At 70.4% G+C, this 18,768-nt stretch carries 16 protein-coding genes and 5 tRNA genes; 12 read left to right on the forward strand and 9 right to left on the reverse strand.

The genetic code is table 11. The annotated features are described in order from the left end of the window. Nucleotides 1–44: 44 nt before the first annotated feature. Nucleotides 45–1,628 (forward strand): acyl-CoA carboxylase subunit beta, encoded by a 1,584-nt coding sequence (locus ACZ499_RS17875; protein ID WP_468676019.1) that lies wholly within the window; start codon nt 45–47, stop codon nt 1,626–1,628. A 12-nt stretch (nt 1,629–1,640) separates the two neighbouring features. Further along, a complete protein-coding gene (locus ACZ499_RS17880) occupies nt 1,641–1,850 on the forward strand; it encodes an acyl-CoA carboxylase subunit epsilon (protein WP_468676020.1) in 210 nt (69 codons plus the stop codon). 148 nt (nt 1,851–1,998) lie between these two features. Here ACZ499_RS17880 and ACZ499_RS17885 read toward each other — a convergent pair whose 3' ends face one another. From ACZ499_RS17885 to ACZ499_RS17920, 8 genes are all read right to left on the reverse strand, one after another. After that, a complete protein-coding gene (locus ACZ499_RS17885) occupies nt 1,999–2,580 on the reverse strand; it encodes a GTP-binding protein (protein WP_031229389.1) in 582 nt (193 codons plus the stop codon). Then, complete coding sequence (locus ACZ499_RS17890; protein WP_385550053.1) at nt 2,561–3,130, reverse strand: DUF742 domain-containing protein; 570 nt, start codon at nt 3,128–3,130, stop codon at nt 2,561–2,563. Before ACZ499_RS17890 ends, ACZ499_RS17885 begins: the two co-directional genes overlap by 20 nt. A 115-nt stretch (nt 3,131–3,245) precedes the next feature. Next, a complete protein-coding gene (locus ACZ499_RS17895) occupies nt 3,246–3,659 on the reverse strand; it encodes a roadblock/LC7 domain-containing protein (protein ID WP_053725133.1) in 414 nt (137 codons plus the stop codon). A 10-nt stretch (nt 3,660–3,669) separates the two neighbouring features. Continuing rightward, entirely contained in the window at nt 3,670–7,002 is a 3,333-nt protein-coding gene (locus tag ACZ499_RS17900; protein ID WP_468676025.1) for a sensor histidine kinase, read from the reverse strand. 340 nt (nt 7,003–7,342) lie between these two features. Further along, entirely contained in the window at nt 7,343–7,924 is a 582-nt protein-coding gene (locus ACZ499_RS17905) for a GTP-binding protein (RefSeq protein ID WP_067164660.1), read from the reverse strand. Next, nucleotides 7,905–8,309: a DUF742 domain-containing protein gene (locus tag ACZ499_RS17910; RefSeq protein WP_468405922.1), complete on the reverse strand. Its 405-nt coding sequence runs from the start codon at nt 8,307–8,309 to the stop codon at nt 7,905–7,907. The genes ACZ499_RS17905 and ACZ499_RS17910 overlap by 20 nt, the downstream gene beginning before the upstream one ends. 109 nt (nt 8,310–8,418) lie before the next feature. Beyond that, nucleotides 8,419–8,832, reverse strand: a complete 414-nt coding sequence (locus ACZ499_RS17915; RefSeq protein ID WP_067164664.1) for a roadblock/LC7 domain-containing protein — start codon at nt 8,830–8,832, stop codon at nt 8,419–8,421. Between the two features lie 9 nt (nt 8,833–8,841). After that, nucleotides 8,842–12,540: a sensor histidine kinase gene (locus ACZ499_RS17920; RefSeq protein ID WP_468676028.1), complete on the reverse strand. Its 3,699-nt coding sequence runs from the start codon at nt 12,538–12,540 to the stop codon at nt 8,842–8,844. A 583-nt stretch (nt 12,541–13,123) separates the two neighbouring features. Here ACZ499_RS17920 and ACZ499_RS17925 point away from each other — a divergent pair. From ACZ499_RS17925 to ACZ499_RS17965, 9 genes are all read left to right on the forward strand, one after another. Next, nucleotides 13,124–13,306, forward strand: a complete 183-nt coding sequence (locus tag ACZ499_RS17925; RefSeq protein ID WP_371654931.1) for a hypothetical protein — start codon at nt 13,124–13,126, stop codon at nt 13,304–13,306. An 82-nt stretch (nt 13,307–13,388) separates the two neighbouring features. Then, nucleotides 13,389–14,180: a fumarylacetoacetate hydrolase family protein gene (locus ACZ499_RS17930; RefSeq protein ID WP_468405918.1), complete on the forward strand. Its 792-nt coding sequence runs from the start codon at nt 13,389–13,391 to the stop codon at nt 14,178–14,180. Next, nucleotides 14,173–15,657 (forward strand): glutamate--tRNA ligase, encoded by a 1,485-nt coding sequence (gene gltX, locus ACZ499_RS17935; protein ID WP_468676031.1) that lies wholly within the window; start codon nt 14,173–14,175, stop codon nt 15,655–15,657. The genes ACZ499_RS17930 and gltX overlap by 8 nt, the downstream gene beginning before the upstream one ends. Nucleotides 15,658–15,941: 284 nt before the next feature. Further along, nucleotides 15,942–16,661, forward strand: a complete 720-nt coding sequence (locus ACZ499_RS17940) for an HAD family hydrolase (RefSeq protein ID WP_468676033.1) — start codon at nt 15,942–15,944, stop codon at nt 16,659–16,661. 89 nt (nt 16,662–16,750) lie between these two features. After that, nucleotides 16,751–16,822, forward strand: a tRNA-Gln gene (locus tag ACZ499_RS17945). Between the two features lie 41 nt (nt 16,823–16,863). Then, a tRNA-Glu gene (locus ACZ499_RS17950) sits at nt 16,864–16,936 on the forward strand. A 62-nt stretch (nt 16,937–16,998) separates the two neighbouring features. Next, nucleotides 16,999–17,071, forward strand: a tRNA-Glu gene (locus tag ACZ499_RS17955). 16 nt (nt 17,072–17,087) lie between these two features. Then, a tRNA-Gln gene (locus ACZ499_RS17960) sits at nt 17,088–17,159 on the forward strand. Nucleotides 17,160–17,209: 50 nt separating this feature from the next. Further along, nucleotides 17,210–17,282 (forward strand) — tRNA-Glu (locus tag ACZ499_RS17965). A gap of 78 nt (nt 17,283–17,360) precedes the next feature. Here the strand turns inward: ACZ499_RS17965 and ACZ499_RS17970 are convergent. Continuing rightward, nucleotides 17,361–18,008, reverse strand: coding sequence for a MerR family transcriptional regulator (locus ACZ499_RS17970; protein ID WP_468676035.1), 648 nt, complete (start codon nt 18,006–18,008; stop codon nt 17,361–17,363). A gap of 102 nt (nt 18,009–18,110) precedes the next feature. Between ACZ499_RS17970 and ACZ499_RS17975 the strand changes: the two genes are divergently transcribed. Further along, nucleotides 18,111–18,596, forward strand: a complete 486-nt coding sequence (locus ACZ499_RS17975; RefSeq protein WP_468676037.1) for a DUF4188 domain-containing protein — start codon at nt 18,111–18,113, stop codon at nt 18,594–18,596. Nucleotides 18,597–18,768 lie beyond the last annotated feature (172 nt).

The following is an 18,768-nucleotide window of genomic DNA, read 5'->3' on the forward strand; positions in this document are numbered from 1 at the left end:
AGTCGACGGCGGGAAATTCTTGGTCGACTTCGTAGGGTCGATGCATGACCGTTGTGGACGAAACCCCGGGTGAGCCGAGTGACGCGCGTGGCCGCGTGGCCGAGCTGCTGGCCCTGCGCGAGCAGGCCCGGCGCGGGCCGAGCGAGCGCGCGACCGAGGCGCAGCACGCCAAGGGCAAGCTGACCGCACGCGAGCGGATCGAGCTGCTCCTCGACCCGGGTTCGTTCCGCGAGGTCGAGCAGCTGCGGCGGCACCGGGCGACCGGCTTCGGCCTGGAGGCCAAGAAGCCGTACACGGACGGTGTCATCACCGGCTGGGGCACGGTCGAGGGCCGTACGGTCTTCGTCTACGCGCATGACTTCCGGATCTTCGGCGGCGCCCTGGGCGAGGCCCACGCCACCAAGATCCACAAGATCATGGACATGGCCATCGCGGCCGGAGCGCCGCTGGTGTCCCTGAACGACGGCGCCGGCGCCCGTATCCAGGAAGGCGTCAGCGCCCTCGCGGGCTACGGCGGCATCTTCCAGCGCAACACGCGCGCCTCGGGCGTCATCCCGCAGATCAGCGTGATGCTCGGCCCGTGCGCGGGCGGCGCCGCCTACAGCCCGGCGCTCACGGACTTCGTGTTCATGGTCCGCGAGACCTCGCAGATGTTCATCACCGGCCCGGACGTCGTCCGCGCGGTGACCGGCGAGGAGATCACCCAGAACGGGCTCGGCGGCGCGGACGTGCACGCCGAGACGTCGGGCGTGGCGCACTTCGCGTACGACGACGAGGAGACCTGCCTCGCCGAGGTCCGCTACCTCCTGTCGATGCTCCCGGCCAACAACCGCGAGAACCCGCCGACGCACCCCAGCGAGGACCCGGCGAACCGGCGCGGCGAGGTGCTGCTCGACCTGGTGCCCGCCGACGGCAACCGCCCGTACGACATGCACAAGGTGATCGAGGAGCTCGTCGACGACGGCGACTACCTGGAGATCCACGAGCGCTGGGCCCGCAACATCATCTGCGCCCTCGCCCGGCTCGACGGCCAGGTCGTGGGCATCGTGGCCAACCAGCCGCAGTCGCTCGCCGGCGTACTGGACATCGAGGCGTCGGAAAAGGCCGCCCGTTTCGTCCAGATGTGCGATGCTTTTAATATCCCGATCGTCACCCTTTTGGACGTGCCCGGCTTCCTGCCCGGTGTCGATCAGGAGCACGGTGGAATCATCAGGCACGGCGCGAAGCTGCTGTACGCGTACTGCAACGCCACCGTGCCCCGGATCTCGCTGATCCTGCGCAAGGCGTACGGCGGGGCGTACATCGTCATGGACTCCCAGTCCATCGGCGCCGACCTCACCTACGCCTGGCCGACCAACGAGATCGCGGTGATGGGCGCCGAAGGTGCCGCCAACGTCATCTTCCGCAAGCAGATCGCGGAGGCCGAGGACCCCGAGGCGATGCGCGTGCGCATGGTCAAGGAGTACAAGGCCGAGCTGATGCACCCGTACTACGCGGCCGAGCGGGGTCTCGTCGACGACGTCATCGACCCCGCCGAGACCCGCGAGGTGCTGATCGCCTCCCTCGCGATGCTGCGCACCAAGCACGCCGACCTGCCGTCCCGCAAGCACGGCAATCCGCCTCAGTAACGAGGAGCCCCGTTGACCACCCCGACCTCTTCCTCTCCTTCCGTCCTCCGCGTAGAGAAGGGCGAAGCCGCGCCCGAGGAGCTGGCGGCCATCACGGCCGTCCTGCTCGCCCGCGCGGCCGCCCGGTCCGCCCCGTCCCCGTCGCGAGGCCGCGACACGGCGGGCTGGCGCCGCCTGGAGCGCACGCCCGGTTTCCGGGCGGCGCATTCTTGGCAGGGCTAGGCCCACACGCCGCGAAGGGCCCCGCCGCTCCACTTGGAGCGGCGGGGCCCTTCGCGTTGCCCGCCGGTGTCCGCACGGGCGCGGGAACCACAGACGCCGGGACCCGTTTGACGGGTCCCGGCGTCGGGAGGTGCGGCGTGGCGTGCGGCTAGCGCAGGCGGGCCATCAGCGCGTGCTCGACCAGGGTGATCAGGCCGCTCTTCGCGTCCGCGCGGTGGCGGGCGTCGGTGGTGATGATCGGGGTGTCCGGGCCGATCTGCAGGGCCTCGCGGACCTCGTCCGGGGTGTACGGCTGGTGGCCGTCGAAGCCGTTCAGCGCGATGACGAACGGCAGGCCGCTGTTCTCGAAGTAGTCGACGGCCGGGAAGCAGTCGGCGAGGCGGCGGGTGTCCACCAGGACGACGGCGCCGATCGCGCCGCGGACCAGGTCGTCCCACATGAACCAGAAGCGGTCCTGGCCGGGGGTGCCGAACAGGTACAGGATCAGGTCCTGGTCGAGCGTGATGCGGCCGAAGTCCATCGCGACCGTGGTGGTGGTCTTGTCCCCGGTGTGGGTGAGGTCGTCGATGCCCGCGGAAGCGGACGTCATGACGGCCTCGGTACGCAGGGGGTTGATCTCCGAGACCGCGCCGACGAACGTGGTCTTGCCCACGCCGAAGCCGCCCGCCACCACGATCTTCGCGGAAGTAGTGGAGCGGGCAGCACCGCCGCTAGAGCTTGCGAAGTCCACTGAGCACCCTTTCGAGCAGTGTCACATCTGGCTGGCCGCCGGCGGACTCGTCGCCGCCGGGCTGGTGGATGGCGACAAGTCCGGCCTCCGCCAGGTCGGCGACGAGGATCCGGGCAACGCCGAGGGGGATGGAGAGGAGTGCCGAGATCTCGGCGACCGACTTGATCTCACGGCACAGATGGCAGATCCGCTGGTGCTCGGGCAACTGCCCTTGCAGCCTGGCGGGTTCCGCCGTGGTGTGCACCAGCGCCTCGATGGCGAGCTGGTAGCGCGGCCGGGTGCGGCCGCCGGTCATGGCGTACGGACGCACAAGGGGGTTGTGCGTGCCGCCCGCCGGGGAAGGCGGAGGGGTCTGCCGCGGCTGCACCGGCTCGATGCGGGGCTGCGGCGGCTGGTCGTACGGACCCGGCTGACGGTGGGGCTGCTGGTACGGGTGCTGGCCCTGGCCGCTTCTGCTGGGGGCGGAGGGAAAGTTGAACCGGTTCTGCCCGTGCTCACCCTGAGACTGCTGGCCACCGTTGTATGGGTGTCCGCCTGGGGGTGTTGTCACGTTTCCTCCTCCGACTGCCGGTCGCCCGTTCCTGTGGGACCGCGCCACCGCACTTTATGGCGCGGTGGCGAGAAACGCACTGCCTGTCTGGTAGTTGAGAACGGGAAGTTCACAACTAATTAAGGAGACTGCCCTGTAGTTCCGCGCGCAGGTCCGGGGTGAGGACGGAGCCCGCGCGGTCGACAAGGAGAGCCATCTCATAGCCCACGAGACCGATGTCGGCCTCGGGGTGGGCGAGTACGGCCAACGAGGACCCGTCCGAAACGGACATGATGAAGAGGAAGCCGCGCTCCATCTCCACGACCGTCTGGTTGACGGCGCCGCCCTCGAAGATCCGGGAGGCTCCCGCGGTCAGGGACGTCAGTCCGGAGGCAACTGCCGCCAGCTGATCGGCCCGGTCCCGGGGGAAGCCTTCGGACATCGCCAGCAGGAGTCCGTCGGCGGAGACCACCACCGTGTGGGACACCCCGGGGGTGTTGTCCACGAAGTTGGTGATCAACCAGTTCAGATTCTGCGCCGCCTGGCTCATCGGGCTCACACTAACGCTCCTGGTTGTAGGTGTTACTTGTGTCCGACCCCGCGCTGCGGCCCTGCTGTACGCCGCGGCGCAGGTTGCTCAACCTGCCGCGGACGTCCTCGGGAGCGCGGGAGACCTGTGGGCCGCCCTGCGGGGTCTGCTCCGCCGCACCCTCGACCAGATTGGCCTTGGGTACCCGCCGGGGAAGCCCGGAGGGTGTGACCCCGCCGGCCTTCGGCTCACGCAGCTTCTCGGCCCGCGTCCAGCGCTCGTCGTTGGTCGAACGCCAGTCGCCGGTGGGCTTGTCGGTGCCGGATGCGGCGCCGTTCGCGGTTCCGGTTCCGGTTCCGTTCACGGTTCCGTTCGAGGATCCGTTCACGGTCGCGGGGTCGGTGCCGTTGACGGGCTGCTGCTGCTCGGGCCGCTGCGGCTCGGACTTCTGCTGCGGTTCCTGGGCGGCGGGCTGCCAGTTCTGCTGGCCGCCGCCGCGCCTCGGCAGACCGGCGCCAGTCAGCTCGTGGGAGGAGGCCGGGGTGGGGCCCGGACGGTCGAAGCCTACGCGGTCGCGGCCGCCGGCGGGAACGTCGGGAGCGGATTCCGCTTCCTCGTTCGCCTGCTGGTAGTCGGACGTGTAGGAATCCTGGTACGGGGCGTTCTGCTGCCACTCGCCCTGGTGGGGCGCGTCGCCGTAGCCGCCGTCGTACTGCGGACCGTCGGCCGCGGGCGCCTGGTAGGCGGCCTCCGCATAGCCCTGGTCCGGATAGCCGTTCTGCTGCTGTCCGTAGGACTCCTGCGGGTACGCGCCGGGGTAGTCCTGCGCGTACTGCCGCTGCCCCTGCTGCCCGTCGAACTGGTTGCTGTCGTACGAGGCCTGCCGGCCGTCGTACGACTCGTCGTACCCGTTCTCGTAGGACTGCTGCTGCCCGTACTGCTCGTCGTACGCGCCGCGCTGCTGCACACCGTCGACCTCGTCGCGGTAGAGCGGGCGGTCGCCGCCCTGCGCCTGCGCCTCAAGGGCCGCACGGCGCTCCTCGCGCATCAGCGAGCGGTTCACCGGGTCGAGCTGGAGGGGGTCGTCCCCGTCCTGCCCGCCCTGCTCGTAGCGGGAGTCGTCGAAGCCGAGCTCGGCGGCGGTGCGCAGCGCAGGGGCCGGGGCCTCGAAGCTCTGCTGCTCCGGGATGATCTGCGAGACCGTGAAGTCGTCGCCGGGCAGCGCCTCGCCGCCACCACCGTGGGTGATCGCGTCCGGGAGCATGACCAGCGAGGTGGTGCCCGCCTGCTCGCCGGAGGGGCGCAGCTGGACGCGGATGCCGTGCCGGTCGGAGAGCCGGCCGACCACGAACAGGCCCATGCGCTGCGAGACGGCGGCGTCCACGGTCGGCGGGTTCGCCAGCTTGTGGTTGATGTCCGCGAAGTCCTCGGCGGTCAGGCCGATGCCCTTGTCGTGGATCTCGACCATGACGCGGCCGTCGGGAAGACGGGTGGCGGTGACGCGGACCTTGGTCTGCGGCGAGGAGAACGTGGTGGCGTTCTCCAGGAGCTCGGCGAGCAGGTGCACGAGGTCGGTCACGGCCTGGCCGTGGATCTCGCTCTCCGGCACACCGGTCAGCTCGATGCGCTCGTACGACTCCACCTCGGAGGAGGCGGCGCGCAGCACGTCGACCAGCGGGACCGGCTGGTTCCAGCGGCGGCCCGGCTCCTCGCCGGCGAGGACCAGGAGGTTCTCGCCGTTGCGGCGCATACGGGTCGCGAGGTGGTCCAGCTTGAAGAGGCTCTCCAGCTGGTCCGGGTCGGCCTCGTTGTTCTCCAGGTCGGTGATGAGGGTCAGCTGGCCCTCGATCAGGGACTGGTTGCGGCGCGACAGGTTGGTGAAGATCGCGTTGACGTTCCCTCGCAGGAGCGCCTGCTCGGCGGCGAGCCGGACGGCCTCACGGTGGACCTGGTCGAAGGCGCGGGCGACCTCGCCGATCTCGTCCGTGGAGGTGATCGGGATGGGCTCGACCCGGGTGTCGACCCGGCCGGGCTCGGTGCGCGAGAGCTGGTCGACGAGCATGGGCAGCCGCGTTTGGGCCACCTCGAAGGCCGCGGAGCGCAGCCGGCGCATCGAGCGGCTCATCTGGCGGGCCACCATGCCGGCCAGGATGAAGGCGGCGAGCAGGGAGACCACGACGATCGCGCCGTTGATGTACGCGGAGGTCTTGGCGTCGTCCGCGATCTGACCGGCCTCGGTCACGGCCCGGTTGACCAGGTCCTGCTCGATCTCGGTGTAGCCGTCGAACTTGGCGGTGGAGGCGGCCATCCAGGCGTCGGGCGTGATGCCCTGGGCCTTGAGCTGCTTGGCGCTCTGTCCCTCGCCGATCGCGGCGGCCATGCTGTTGAAGGGCGAGCCGTCGCGGGCCGGGGCGGCACCGATGCGCGGGCCGTCGTCGGCCTGCTGGCGCGTCGCGGGGAGGTCCCTGGCGGCCTGGGCGGCCTTGGCCTCCATGACCTGCTTCAGATGGGCGCTGTCCGCGTCCGTACCACCCGCGTCGAACTCGCCGAGGGCGATGAACTCCAGGTAGTTGTACGAGTTGAACGCCTTGACCTGCATCTGGAAGGTCTTGGGGTCCTCGCTCGGCCGGAGGATGAGGTGCAGACCAATGGAACGCTGCAGCGACTCGGCGGCCTTGGCGAGGTCGACCGCGTAGACCATGCGGCCGTAGCTGGTGATGTTGCCGGTGCCGAGGCCGAGCTCGTTGGAGAACGTGCTCAGGTAGTGGGGGACCGAGGTGTAGCCCTCTTCGGTCAGCACCGGGTTCTTCGCCTCGACGCCCTTGGCGTAGGCGGTCTTGCGCAGTACGTCGAGGCTCTTCTCGGCCTCGCGGACCTTGGTCAGACGGCGCTGGAGGCTCGCCGTGTCCGGCATGCCCTTGACCTCGTCGTCGAACTTGGCGCGGGCCGCGTCCGAGGCGGCGTACGCCTTGTTGATGACGTCGCTGTCGCGCTTGTTCTGCAGCAGGGGCTGAGCGGTCAGGTCACGCTCGTTGAGCAGGGCCTGGCCGTACGCCGACGCGGCGCTCACGATGTGCGCCGTCTTCTCGGCGTCACGCGCGTCGCGCCAGGTGGATATGGACCCCTTGACCTCGAAGCCGCCCATGACCAGGCCGACGAGGACGGGGATGAGGAGGATGGCGTTCAGACGGGTGGCCACCCGCCAGTTGCGCGGCGAGAACTTGCTCTGACTGCCGGTGTCGGGGCCCGCGGGCTTCCCCCCGGAGGGTTTCGGCAGCTCGTCCGGCGTCGCCGCATTGCGCTGCGGCGGGGTGAAGTTGCCCCGCGCCTGCTGCGTCGCGGAGCTCGTCGTGCTTCGCCTCACTCGACCAACAACCTCTCGGCGCCGGCACCTCTCGCGGTGTGCCTATAAATGTTCTGAGCCGTACTACTCGGGAGTTCGTCGAATTCCAGCACGCCAGGGGGGTCCGTTCCAAACAGCTGGAATGAGGGGTTCCGAGTGGCACACGCCTCAGATAAAACGGGCATAAAGAGCGAGCCCCGCCAAAAGGCGGGGCCAATGTGAGCGCAGCGACACCGCGTGAACGCGGCGGGTTGCCGTGACGTGGGAATTCTCTGTCGAAACGTTATGAACACAGGGGCGGATCGTGTCAAAGGACACAGTCCGCCCCTGTTCGTCTACGACAACTGCCGTATACCCCTGACTACTTGAGTCGTGCCATCAACGCGTGTTCCACCAACGTGATCAGCGCGCTCTTCGCATCGCCGCGGTGGCGGGCGTCGGTGGTGATGATCGGGGCGTCCGGACCGATCTGCAGGGCCTCGCGGACCTCGTCCGGGGTGTACGGCTGGTGGCCGTCGAAGCCGTTCAGCGCGATGACGAACGGCAGGCCGCTGTTCTCGAAGTAGTCGACGGCCGGGAAGCAGTCGGCGAGGCGGCGGGTGTCCACCAGGACGACGGCGCCGATCGCGCCGCGGACCAGGTCGTCCCACATGAACCAGAAGCGGTCCTGGCCCGGCGTACCGAAGAGGTACAGGATCAGGTCCTGGTCCAGGGTGATGCGGCCGAAGTCCATGGCCACCGTGGTGGTGGTCTTGTCCCCGGTGTGGGTGAGGTCGTCGATGCCCGCGGAAGCGGACGTCATGACGGCCTCGGTACGCAGGGGGTTGATCTCCGAGACCGCGCCGACGAACGTGGTCTTGCCCACGCCGAAGCCGCCCGCCACCACGATCTTCGCGGAGGTGGTAGAGCGGGCAGCACCGCCGCTAGAGCTTGCGAAGTCCACTGAGCACCCTTTCGAGCAGCGTCACATCCGGCGTGCCGCCGGCCTCTCCATTGCCCGGCTGGTGGATGGCCACCATGCCGGCCTCCGCCAGGTCGGCGACAAGAATCCGGGCCACGCCGAGCGGCATCTGCAGCAGCGCCGAGACCTCCGCCACCGACTTGACCTCGCGGCACAGGTGGCAGATCCGCTGGTGCTCCGGGAGCAGCGTGGCCAGGTTCGCCGGGTCCGCGGTCGTGCTGACCAGGGCCTCGATGGCGAGCTGGTAACGCGGCCGGGTCCGGCCGCCCGTCATGGCGTACGGGCGGACCAGCGGCTGGTCGCCTTCACTGTCGTAGTGCGCGTGCAGAGCGCCGTACGAATCGTGTGAGGCGGGTGGCGGGGTCATTGATCCTCCGGGCGGGACAGCAGGGACAGCGAGTGTCTTCGAGCCGTCGGATGTGGCCGGTGGGGGGCGTTGTGCGGCCGGACGGTGGGTTCTGACTGAGTGGGGGGCCTCAGTGGAGCAGGCTTCCCTGGAGCTCCGCTCGCAGGTCCGGGGTGAGGACGGAGCCCGCGCGGTCGACCAGGAGGGCCATCTCGTAACCGACCAGGCCGATGTCGCACTCGGGGTGTGCGAGCACGGCCAGCGAGGAGCCGTCGGAGACGGACATGAGGAAGAGGAAGCCGCGCTCCATCTCCACCACGGTCTGGGCGACGGTGCCGCCCTCGAAGATCCGGGACGCACCCGCGGTCAGCGAGGTGAGGCCGGACGCCACGGCCGCGAGCTGGTCGGCCCGGTCCCGCGGAAATCCTTCGGACATGGCAAGCAGCAGGCCGTCGGCGGAGACCACCACCGTGTGGGACACCCCGGGGGTGTTGTCCACGAAGTTGGTGATCAACCAGTTCAGATTCTGCGCCGCCTGGCTCATCTGACTCAACTATCGCTCCTGCTGGTGAGTGGGGTCCATCGAGAAACTGCCGGTCGACGGGCCGTTTCCGGCCTGCCGCCCCTGCTGGATACCCCGGCGGAGATTGGTCAGGCGGCCGCGCACGTCGTCGGGCGCACGCGAGACCTGGGGGCCTGCCTGGTTCTGCTGCTGCTGTGCGGTGCCCGCGACCAGATTGGCACGCGGGACCCGCTTGGGCAGACCGGAAGTGGTGACACCGCCGGCGGCGGGCTTGCGGGCCCGCTCGGCCTGGCGGACGAGTTCGTCGTTGGGCGAGGGGCGCCAGGAGCCGTTGCCGGGCGCGCCGTTGCCGGGGGCGCCGTTGGCGTCGCCCTGGACGGGCGCCGGGCGGCGCTCGGCGCTCTGCGGCGCCGCGGCGGGGGGCTGCGCCGGACGCAGACCCTGGGGTCCGCCCTGGCCGGCCTGGCCCTGGTTGCCCTGGCCCGGGGCGCCCGGTGCGGGCTGCCCCGGCTGCTGGCCGTTCTGACCGCCCTGACCGTGGAACCAGTTGGTCTCCAGGGTGTCGTACAGCGGTGTACGGCCGTCACCGGCGTTCGGAGCCGGCGGCAGTGCCTCGGGCTGCGACTGCTGCGGCAGGTTCCCGGCGTCCGGACGCGGCCCCTGGTTCTGGCGGGGCTGCTGCTGCGGCGCCTGGTACTGCTGCGGCTGCGGCTGCTGCGGGGCACGCGGCGCGTCGAAGTCCGGCCGGGCGAACTCCGAGGTGGCCCCGGGTCCCTGGCGGTCGTCCATCGGCGGCCGGGCGTACTGGCCGGTGTTCTGGGCGTTGCCCTGGCCCGTGTTCCGGCCGCTGTTCTGGCCGTACGTGCCGGGGCGCTCGAACTGGCCATTCGCCTGCGGCGACAGAGGTGAGGGGTCCTGGGCGCCCTGCGGCGCGCCGAAGACGTCCGGGCGGACGAACTGGCCGGTCGACGAAGTGTCCTGGCGGCCGGGCGGCGGCCCGTCGAAGTCCGGGCGGGCGAACTCGGCCGTGGAGCCGGGGCCCTGGCGGTCGTCGAGCTGCGGCCGGGGGTACTGGCCGGTGTGCTGCTCGATCTCCTCGTGGCCGCGCGGGCCGTCCGGCGACGCCTGCTCGTTGCCCCAGCTCGCGGCCTGCGGGCGCTGCGGGGCGCCGCCGCCGGGCAGCTCGGCGCGCGGGGCGCCGGGCTGCGGGGTCAGCGGGCGGTCGCCGCGGCGCGGGGCCGGGGGCTGCTGGGCCGGGGTGCCGGTGCCGAAGGCGCCGCCCTGGCCGAAGCCGCCCTGGTTCTGGCCCTGGCGGGGCTGCTGGGCGCTGCCGTCGCGCGGGGGCAGCGCGGCACGGGGACCGGCGCCGCCGGCCACCGCTCCGCGCGGGGCGCCCGCGCCGAGCCGTCCGCCGCCACCGGGGCCGCCGGCCGGGCCGCTGCCGAGCGCACCGGCGAGACCGGCGCGGGCACCGGGGCCCGGGGTCACGCCGGGACGGCCGGCACCGGGGCCCGCCGGGCCCTGCGCCTGGGGGCCGCCGGGCTTGCCCGGGGCCTTCTTGCCGCCCTGGGCGACGTCGACGGGCAGCATGACGAGCGCCGTCGTACCGCCGGAGTCGGAGGGCCGCAGCTGGATGCGGATGCCGTGTCGCAGGGACAGGCGGCCGACCACGAACAGACCCATGCGGCGCGAGACCGAGACGTCCACGGTGGGCGGCGAGGCGAGCCGCTCGTTGATCGCGGCGAGGTCCTCGGGGGAGAGGCCGATGCCGGTGTCGTGGATCTCGACCAGGACGCGGCCGTCGGGCAGCGCGTGACCGGTGACGCGGACCTTGGTCTGCGGCGAGGAGAACGAGGTGGCGTTCTCAAGGAGCTCGGCGAGCAGGTGCACGAGGTCGTTGACCACGCGGCCGGCGACATCGGTGGCGGGCACGGCGGCCAGCTCGATGCGCTCGTACTGCTCCACCTCGGAGGCGGCGGCGCGGAGCACGTCGACCAGCGGGACGGGCCGGGTCCAACGGCGACCGGGCTCTTCACCGGCCAGAACGAGGAGGTTTTCACCGTTACGGCGCATACGGGTCGCGAGGTGGTCGAGCTTGAAGAGCGAGGAGAGCTGGTCCGGGTCGGCCTCGCGGGACTCCAGTTCGGAGATGAGCGAGAGCTGACGCTGGATGAGGCCCTGCGAGCGGCGCGAGAGGTTGGTGAACATCGCGTTGACGTTGCCTCGCAGAAGTGCCTGCTCGGCGGCGAGACGCACGGCCTCGCGGTGCACGTCGTCGAAGGCCGCGGCCACCTGGCCGATCTCGTCCCGGGAGTGCACACCGACCGACTCCACGGACGTGTCGACGTCCTGCGGGTCGGACTCGGAGAGCTGCTTGACGAGCTCGGGCAGCCGGTCCTGGGCGACCCGGGTCGCGGTGTCCTGGAGGCGCCGCAGCGAGCGGATCATGGACCGGGCCACGACGAACGCGCCGACCAGCGAGACACCGAGGACGATGAGGATCAGGGCACCGTTGAGGATCGCGTCCCGCTGCGACTGGTCGCGCAGCTCGCGGGCCTTCTGCTCCATCTCGCCGAGCAGGGTCTGCTCGATCGTCTTCATCTGGTTGATCTTGTTGGAGTCCTGGTCGTACCAGTCGAGGTACGAGCGCTTGGTCTCCGTGGCGAGGCCGCCCTTGAGGACGCGCTGGGAGTACGCGTTGGCCGCGGTGATCTCCGAGTTGCCCTTGTCGAGCGGGGCCATCAGCTCTTCGGGGTTGCCGTGGTTGCTCTCGTAGACGATCGAGAACGACGACAGCTCCTGGCGCTCGCCGTCCGCCGCGGACTTGGCGTAGAGGCGGTCGGACTCGGCCAGCGTGCCGGTCTTGTCCTTGGTCGCGGGGAGCGCGGCGGCGATGATCGCGCGCTGGATGGAGGCGTACTCCTTGGCGGAGGAGAACGCGGCCAGCGCACGGGTGCGCTTGATCATCTCCGGGTTGGAGGTGGCCTGCGCCATGTCCTGGGAGAGGCTGAGGAGGCCGCGGATGAGGCGGCTGTAGCCCTCGACGGTCTGGGAGTCCGAGACGTCGCCGTGGTAGGCGCTCTTACGGATGTTGTCGAGGTCCTGGAGCTGGATCGCGATGGCCGTGACGTTACGGCGGATCGACTCCAGGGCGTCGTCGTTGTCCGGGTTGTCGACGTCCTGGGTGGCCGTCATGAACGACTGCTTGACCCGGTCGGTGGTGCCCCGCGCCGTCTGGACCATGTCCGCGCCGGTGTCGGTGGCCAGCGGGCCCGCCGACTTGTCGCGCTCCTCCTGGAGCGCGGCGGCCAGCTCGGTGGCCTGCTTGGTCATGTCGGTGAGCAGCTGCATGTGGTCGAGCTGCTTCATGTCGTTCATCGACTGGTTGATGCGCAGCCCGCCGAGGGTGGTCGCGGCGACCACGGGCAGGGTCAGCAGCGCGACCAGTCGGGTGGAGATGCGCCAGTTGCGCAGGGCTATTCGCGACCCCGTGTCCACGGCCGGCTTCGGCTTGGGCGCGGCGGGCTTCTCACCGCCCGCGGCGGAGCGACCGGTCGGGCCGGAGGGGCCGCCGTTCTCGTCGCCGCCCGGCGAAGGAGCCGATGGATTCTGGGTGGCCCGGGGGTTCTGGGCGTGCTGGGGCGAGGAACTGACTGATGTGGAGCCAGTCCCGCCGTGCGGCTCCTGCTCCGCCGCAGCGCTGCCATTCCTCTTGAAACGTCCCTGCACTAGCGTCGCAACCTCTGGACCAGGCGTCCCCCCGCTCTGAACGGAAGGGACGGTGTCGGCGTCGTGGGGCAAGTGTGTGCCCCATGTGTTGGTCGTGAGTGACCGGCGCTTGTTGGACTCCCCCTCCCCGCCGCCACTCGGCGCTGCGTTGCGCCCTGCGCGCCGGTCAGTGACCCGCGGCGGTGCGTGGAATTCCAGCACAGTGCCGGATCTCCAACAAGGCCCGCGTACCGGGCTGTGACCTGAGTGACACATTGTGATGGCCGGGTAACGAGCCGTAGAAACCATGCCCGGATGAATCGGACTTTTACCCACGAGTCGCTTACATGGGAGGAGTGACCCAGTCGCCATGATCAAGAGCGGAATGGAGGGTTCAGTGGTGCAATGTCCGTTTCGGCGGCCGGAATTGACTGGCCGTAATGCCCGAATTGTTTACCAACTCGTGAGCAAACTCACATGATGATCGTCGGCTCTACAGCCGTTTGCCGGGAATTCGAATGTTTAGCCTGACGCTTTACAGGGATGGTCAATCCGACAACCGGCGCCGCCGCGCGCCCCGCAACCGACAGGGTCCGAACGGCAGATGAAGACGACGATGATGATCCGCACCATAGCCAACCCCCGCCGCACCACCCTGGCGCACCTCGCGGACGCCGAGGAGATGCAGACGGAGCTCCTGCCCGAGCACGCTGTCGACCTGCCCACCCAGACGGCCAACCCGCGCCGCACCGTCCTGATGGACGCCCCGGTCGCCGCCGCCCGGTAGATAGCGCAGGTCGCCCCCTCACCCGCGTTAGCCTGGAGCGTCAGTCTCCAGCCAGCGACCAAGTGAGGGGCGACAGCATCCCGTGCGCATCGCCAGATTCTCCATCGACGGCAATGTCGCCTTCGGCGCGGTCGAGGACACCCCGCAGGGGCTCGTGCTCGACATCATCAAGGGCATTCCGTACGCCGACTTCGAGCTCTCCGGAACCAAGGTCCCGCTGAGCAAGGTCCGGCTGCTGCCGCCGGTGCTGCCCAACAAGGTCGTGGCCATCGGCCGCAACTACGCGGAGCACGCCAAGGAGCTCGGCAACGCCATTTTTGACGATCAGGGGCGTCCCGAGGTGCCCGTCGCCTTCTTCAAGCCCACCACCTCGGTGATCGGCTCCGGCGACGCGATCGAGTACCCCTCCTTCTCCAACGAGCTGCACCACGAGGCCGAGCTGGCCGTGGTCATCGGCCGGATGTGCCGCGAGGTCCCGCGCGAGCGCGTCAAGGACGTCATCTTCGGCTACACCTGCGCCAACGACGTCACCGCGCGCGACGCCCAGCAGCGCGAGAAGCAGTGGGCCCGGGCCAAGGGCTTCGACACCTCGTGCCCGCTCGGCCCCTGGGTGGAGACCGACCTCGACCCCGCGGATCTCACGATCCAGGCGACGGTCAACGGCGAACAGCGCCAGCTGGGCCGCACGAGCGACATGATCCGCTCCATCGAGGACCTGGTCGTCCACATCACCGAGGCCATGACGCTGCTCCCGGGCGACGTCATCCTCACCGGCACCCCCGCCGGGGTCGGCCCCCTCAACGTCGGCGACGAGGTCGCCGTCACCATCGAAGGCATCGGCACTCTCACCAACAAGGTTGTCAAGCGTGGCTAGCGCACCCGGCTCCCCCGTACGCGTACGTTTCTGTCCCTCCCCGACCGGCAACCCGCACGTCGGCCTGGTCCGCACCGCCCTGTTCAACTGGGCGTTCGCCCGGCACAACCAGGGCACCATGGTCTTCCGCATCGAGGACACCGACGCGGCCCGCGACTCCGAGGAGTCGTACAACCAGCTGCTCGACTCGCTGCGCTGGCTGGGCCTCGACTGGGACGAGGGCCCCGAGGTGGGCGGCCCGCACGCGCCCTACCGCCAGTCCCAGCGGATGGACATCTACAAGGACGTGGCCGAGAAGCTGCTCGCGGGCGGCTACGCGTACCACTGCTACTGCACCACCGAGGAGCTCGACGAGCGCCGCGACGCGGCCCGCGCCGCCGGCAAGCCGTCCGGCTACGACGGCCACTGCCGCGAGCTGAGCGCGGAGCAGAAGGCGGCGTACGAGGCGGAGGGCCGCACGGCCATCGTCCGCTTCCGGATGCCCGACGAGCCGATCACCTTCACGGACCTGGTCCGCGGCGAGCTGACCTTCACCCCGGACAACGTGCCGGACTACGGCATCGTCCGCGCCAACGGCGCCCCGCTGTACACACTGGTCAACCCGGTCGACGACGCCCTGATGGCGATCACCCACGTCCTGCGCGGCGAGGACCTGCTCTCCTCCACCCCGCGCCAGATCGCGCTCTACAAGGCGCTGATCGAGCTGGGCGTGGCCAAGGAGACCCCGGCCTTCGGCCACCTCCCGTACGTCATGGGCGAGGGCAACAAGAAGCTCTCCAAGCGCGACCCGCAGGCGTCCCTGAACATCTACCGGGAGCGCGGCTTCCTCCCGGAGGGCCTGCTCAACTACCTCTCGCTCCTCGGCTGGTCCTTCTCGGCCGACCAGGACGTCTTCTCGATCTCCGACATGGTCGCGAAGTTCGACGTCGCGGACGTCAACGCCAACCCCGCCCGCTTCGACCTGAAGAAGGCCGAGTCGATCAACGCGGACCACATCCGCCTGCTCGACGTGAAGGCGTTCACGGCGGCCTGCGAGCCGTGGCTGACCGCCCCGCACGCCAACTGGGCGCCCGAGGACTTCGACCGCGCCGCCTGGGAGGCCATCGCGCCGCACGCCCAGACCCGCGTGACCGTCCTCTCGGACATCACGGCCAACGTCGACTTCCTCTTCCTGAAGGAGCCGGTCGAGGACGAGGCGTCCTGGGCGAAGGCGATGAAGGAGGGCTCGGACGGGCTGCTGCGCACGGCCCGCGAGAAGCTGGAGGCGGCCGACTGGTCCTCCCCGGAGTCCCTCAAGGAGGCCGTCCTGGCCGCCGGCGAGGCGCACGGCCTCAAGCTCGGCAAGGCCCAGGCCCCGGTCCGCGTCGCCGTCACCGGCCGCACGGTCGGTCTGCCGCTCTTCGAGTCCCTGGAGATCCTGGGCAAGGAGAAGACCCTGGCCCGCATCGACGCGGCGCTGACGAAGCTGACCGCGTGAGCGCTCCGCTGGAAGTGCGGTGGCTTCGGCTGCGGGTCCGCGGGGGCCTGTCGCGCAGTTCCCCGCGCCCCTGAGGGGCGCGGGGCGCCGCAGCGGACCTCCCACGGGTCCGGCCAGGTATGACGTACGACCCGAAGGGGCGGCAGCCGGACCGGCTGCCGCCCCTTCGGCGTACCGTCGAGGCATGACCGTCCGAGCCGTCCTGCGGGACATCGGTACTGCATTTTCCGGGGAATAACCCCCGAACCCCCAGCCGGGGAGCGGCGCCGGGGTACCGTCGGGGCATGGCGACCCGCGCCGTCCTCTGGGACATCGACGACACGATCTTCGACTACGCCTCGGCCGCCCGCAGGGGCATGCACGTGCATCTGGAGGCCGAGGGGCTGCCCGCCGCGTACGCGTCGATGGACCAGGCGCTCACGACCTGGGACGAGCTCACCGCGTACCACTGGGCGCGGTTCGCGGCGGGGGAGACCGACTGGCAGGGGCAGCGGCGCGACCGGGTGCGCGCCTTCCTCGGCGCCGAGCCGGCCGACCCCGAGGCGGAGGCCTGGTTCGAGCGGCACCTGGCCCACTACGAGGCCGCCTGGTCGCTCTTCCCGGACACCGTGCCCGTCCTCGATCTGCTCGCCGACGGCTACCGGCACGCCGTCCTCTCCAACTCCTCCCTCCACCACCAGGAGCGCAAGCTGAGGGTCCTGGGCGTACGGGACCGGTTCGAGGCCGTGGTGTGCGCGGCCGAGCTGGGGGTCTCCAAGCCCGATGCCGGCGCCTTCCACGCGGCCTGCAAGGAGCTGGGCCTGGCGCCGGGGGAGGTCGCGTACGTGGGAGACCAGCCGGACATCGACGCGCGCGGGGCCGTCGAGGCGGGGCTCCTGGGGATCTGGCTGGACCGCAACGGAGTGGGCGGGCGGCCCGACCTGATCCGGATCACGGGCCTGGAGGAGCTCCCCGGCCTGCTGCGCCGCGATACCCGTTTTGGAGCGCCGGACACCTTCGGGTAATGTTCTTCCTGCGCCGAGGGGAGCGGGAAGAAAAGCCCGGAACCGAAAGCGCAAGCCGAGCAAAACCTCCTGCGGAGGTTGCGCTTTGGTGGCCTATGGTGTAATTGGCAGCACGACGGTTTCTGGTTCCGTTAGTCTAGGTTCGAGTCCTGGTAGGCCAGCTCGCAGAGCTTATCTGCACCGCGGATTCCAGATCCGCAAAGCCCCCGTTGTGTAGCGGCCTAGCACGCTGCCCTCTCACGGCAGTAGCGCCGGTTCGAATCCGGTCGGGGGTACAGATCCTTCCCAGGGAGGCAGTCCGGGTCGCACCCGCTGACTCTCATGCAGGATCGCTAGGGCCCCCGTTGTGTAGCGGCCTAGCACGCCGCCCTCTCAAGGCGGTAGCGCCGGTTCGAATCCGGTCGGGGGTACTGGTCTAAACCACCATGGGCTATGGTGTAATTGGCAACACTACGGTTTCTGGTACCGTCATTCTAGGTTCGAGTCCTGGTAGCCCAGCGGATCGCAAGGTCGAAGATCTTGTGGTTCATCGATCCCTCGGGATCCACGCCCCCGTTGTGTAGCGGCCTAGCACGCCGCCCTCTCAAGGCGGTAGCGCCGGTTCGAATCCGGTCGGGGGTACGTGAAGGAGGGGCCCGGCACACACTGTGTGCCGGGCCCCTTCCGCATGCCCGGGGGCGGTCCGCCCCCGGGCGGCGCTCACGGCCGGACGAACCGCCGTGCCGACTCCTGCGCCTGGGCCAGCCGCCGCAGACTCAGCAGCACCGGCTCGTACAGGACGGTCAACGCCACCGCCGCCTCGACCTGTTCGGCGGGGGCGGCGTAGCGCTCCACCAAGTCCAGGTCGGTGATCGCGACTTGGGCGGCGGCCGCCGCGTACGGGGCCAACTCCTCGGCGGCGCAGGGGTATCCGAGCCGGGTGAGCGCGGTCACCGCCGCCAGCAGCGTCAGATACGCCCCCGAGCTGCCCTGCGGGTCCGAGCCGCCGTACTGCCAGCCGAGTCCGTCGATCAGCGCGTCCACCGACTCGCGCGCGGCCCGCGCGTACGGGTCGGCGGGGTCGGGCTCCGGCGCGTTCGGCAGGGCCTCGACGGCGACGCCAAGGCGGGAGTGGTGGTCCAGGGAGTCGTCCTCCAGGGCCGCGAGCACCTCCTTGGCGGCGGCCACCGGCACCCGGCCCACCTGGATCAGCGCGCGCACCAGCTTGAGCCGCTGGAGGTGGGTGGTGTCGTAGTCGGCCTGGGTGGCGGTGACCCGGTGGCCGGGCGGCAGCAGCCCCTCGCGCAGGTAGTACTTGATCGTCGCCGGGGCGACCCCGCTCCGCTCGCTCAGCTCCGCCAGTCTCATTCCTCTTGCGCCTTCCCTTGGAGAGTGCCACTATCTAACCACCGGATAGCGGAACTATCCAATGCGCGCCAAGCAGCTGTCACTGGTCACTGGGGGAACGTCATGAGTGAGAAGCCGACCGAAGGACGCATGACCGCCGCCGCCGAGGGGGACGTCGTGGTCTTCCTCATCGGGATGCGCATCAACCGCTTCCGCGCGCTGCGCAGTTGGCTGCCGGTCACCTCCGCGATGCCCCGGATGCTGAAGGAGCTCGTCAAGGAGGAGGGCAGCGGGCTGCTCGGCTTCCAGCCCGTCCTGGCCGGGCCGCGCACGCTGGCGGTGGTGCAGTACTGGGAGTCCAAGGAGAAGCTCCTGGCGTACGCGTCGGCGCAGGACAAGGAGCACCGCCCGGCCTGGGCGGCCTTCAACCGCCGGGCGCGCGGGGCCAAGGGGGCCGTGGGGGTCTGGCACGAGACGTATGTGGTCCCGGCGGGCTCGTACGAGTCGGTCTACTTCTCGATGCCGGGGTTCGGCCTGGGCAAGGCGACGGGCGTGGTCCCGGTCGGCCGCCGGGGCGACCGTGCGGCGGACCGCCTGAAGGCGGCGTAGCGCTCCGCCGGGGAGGACGGGTTCTTCGTCCGCGGGCCGGTGGGGGCCGGTCGCGCCCACGCGGTGGAGCCGCGAATGCCGCAGCCCCGCGCCCCTCAGGGGTGCGGGGCTGCGGCATCTGCTCCCGCACGGTCACTCCGCGCCCGCGGACGCGCCCCCGGACACGCCTCCG

The sequence above is a fragment of the Streptomyces sp. NPDC031265 genome (assembly GCF_055570295.1).

Coding starts and splice junctions, on each gene's coding strand:
- ACZ499_RS17875 (WP_468676019.1), top strand. CDS start 45: ATGACCGTTGTGGACGAAACCCCGGGTGAGCCGAGTGACGCGCGTGGC.
- ACZ499_RS17895 (WP_053725133.1), bottom strand. CDS start 3,659: ATGAGCCAGGCGGCGCAGAATCTGAACTGGTTGATCACCAACTTCGTG.
- ACZ499_RS17910 (WP_468405922.1), bottom strand. CDS start 8,309: ATGACCCCGCCACCCGCCTCACACGATTCGTACGGCGCTCTGCACGCG.
- ACZ499_RS17915 (WP_067164664.1), bottom strand. CDS start 8,832: ATGAGCCAGGCGGCGCAGAATCTGAACTGGTTGATCACCAACTTCGTG.
- ACZ499_RS17925 (WP_371654931.1), top strand. CDS start 13,124: ATGAAGACGACGATGATGATCCGCACCATAGCCAACCCCCGCCGCACC.
- ACZ499_RS17940 (WP_468676033.1), top strand. CDS start 15,942: ATGGCGACCCGCGCCGTCCTCTGGGACATCGACGACACGATCTTCGAC.
- ACZ499_RS17970 (WP_468676035.1), bottom strand. CDS start 18,008: ATGAGACTGGCGGAGCTGAGCGAGCGGAGCGGGGTCGCCCCGGCGACG.
- ACZ499_RS17975 (WP_468676037.1), top strand. CDS start 18,111: ATGAGTGAGAAGCCGACCGAAGGACGCATGACCGCCGCCGCCGAGGGG.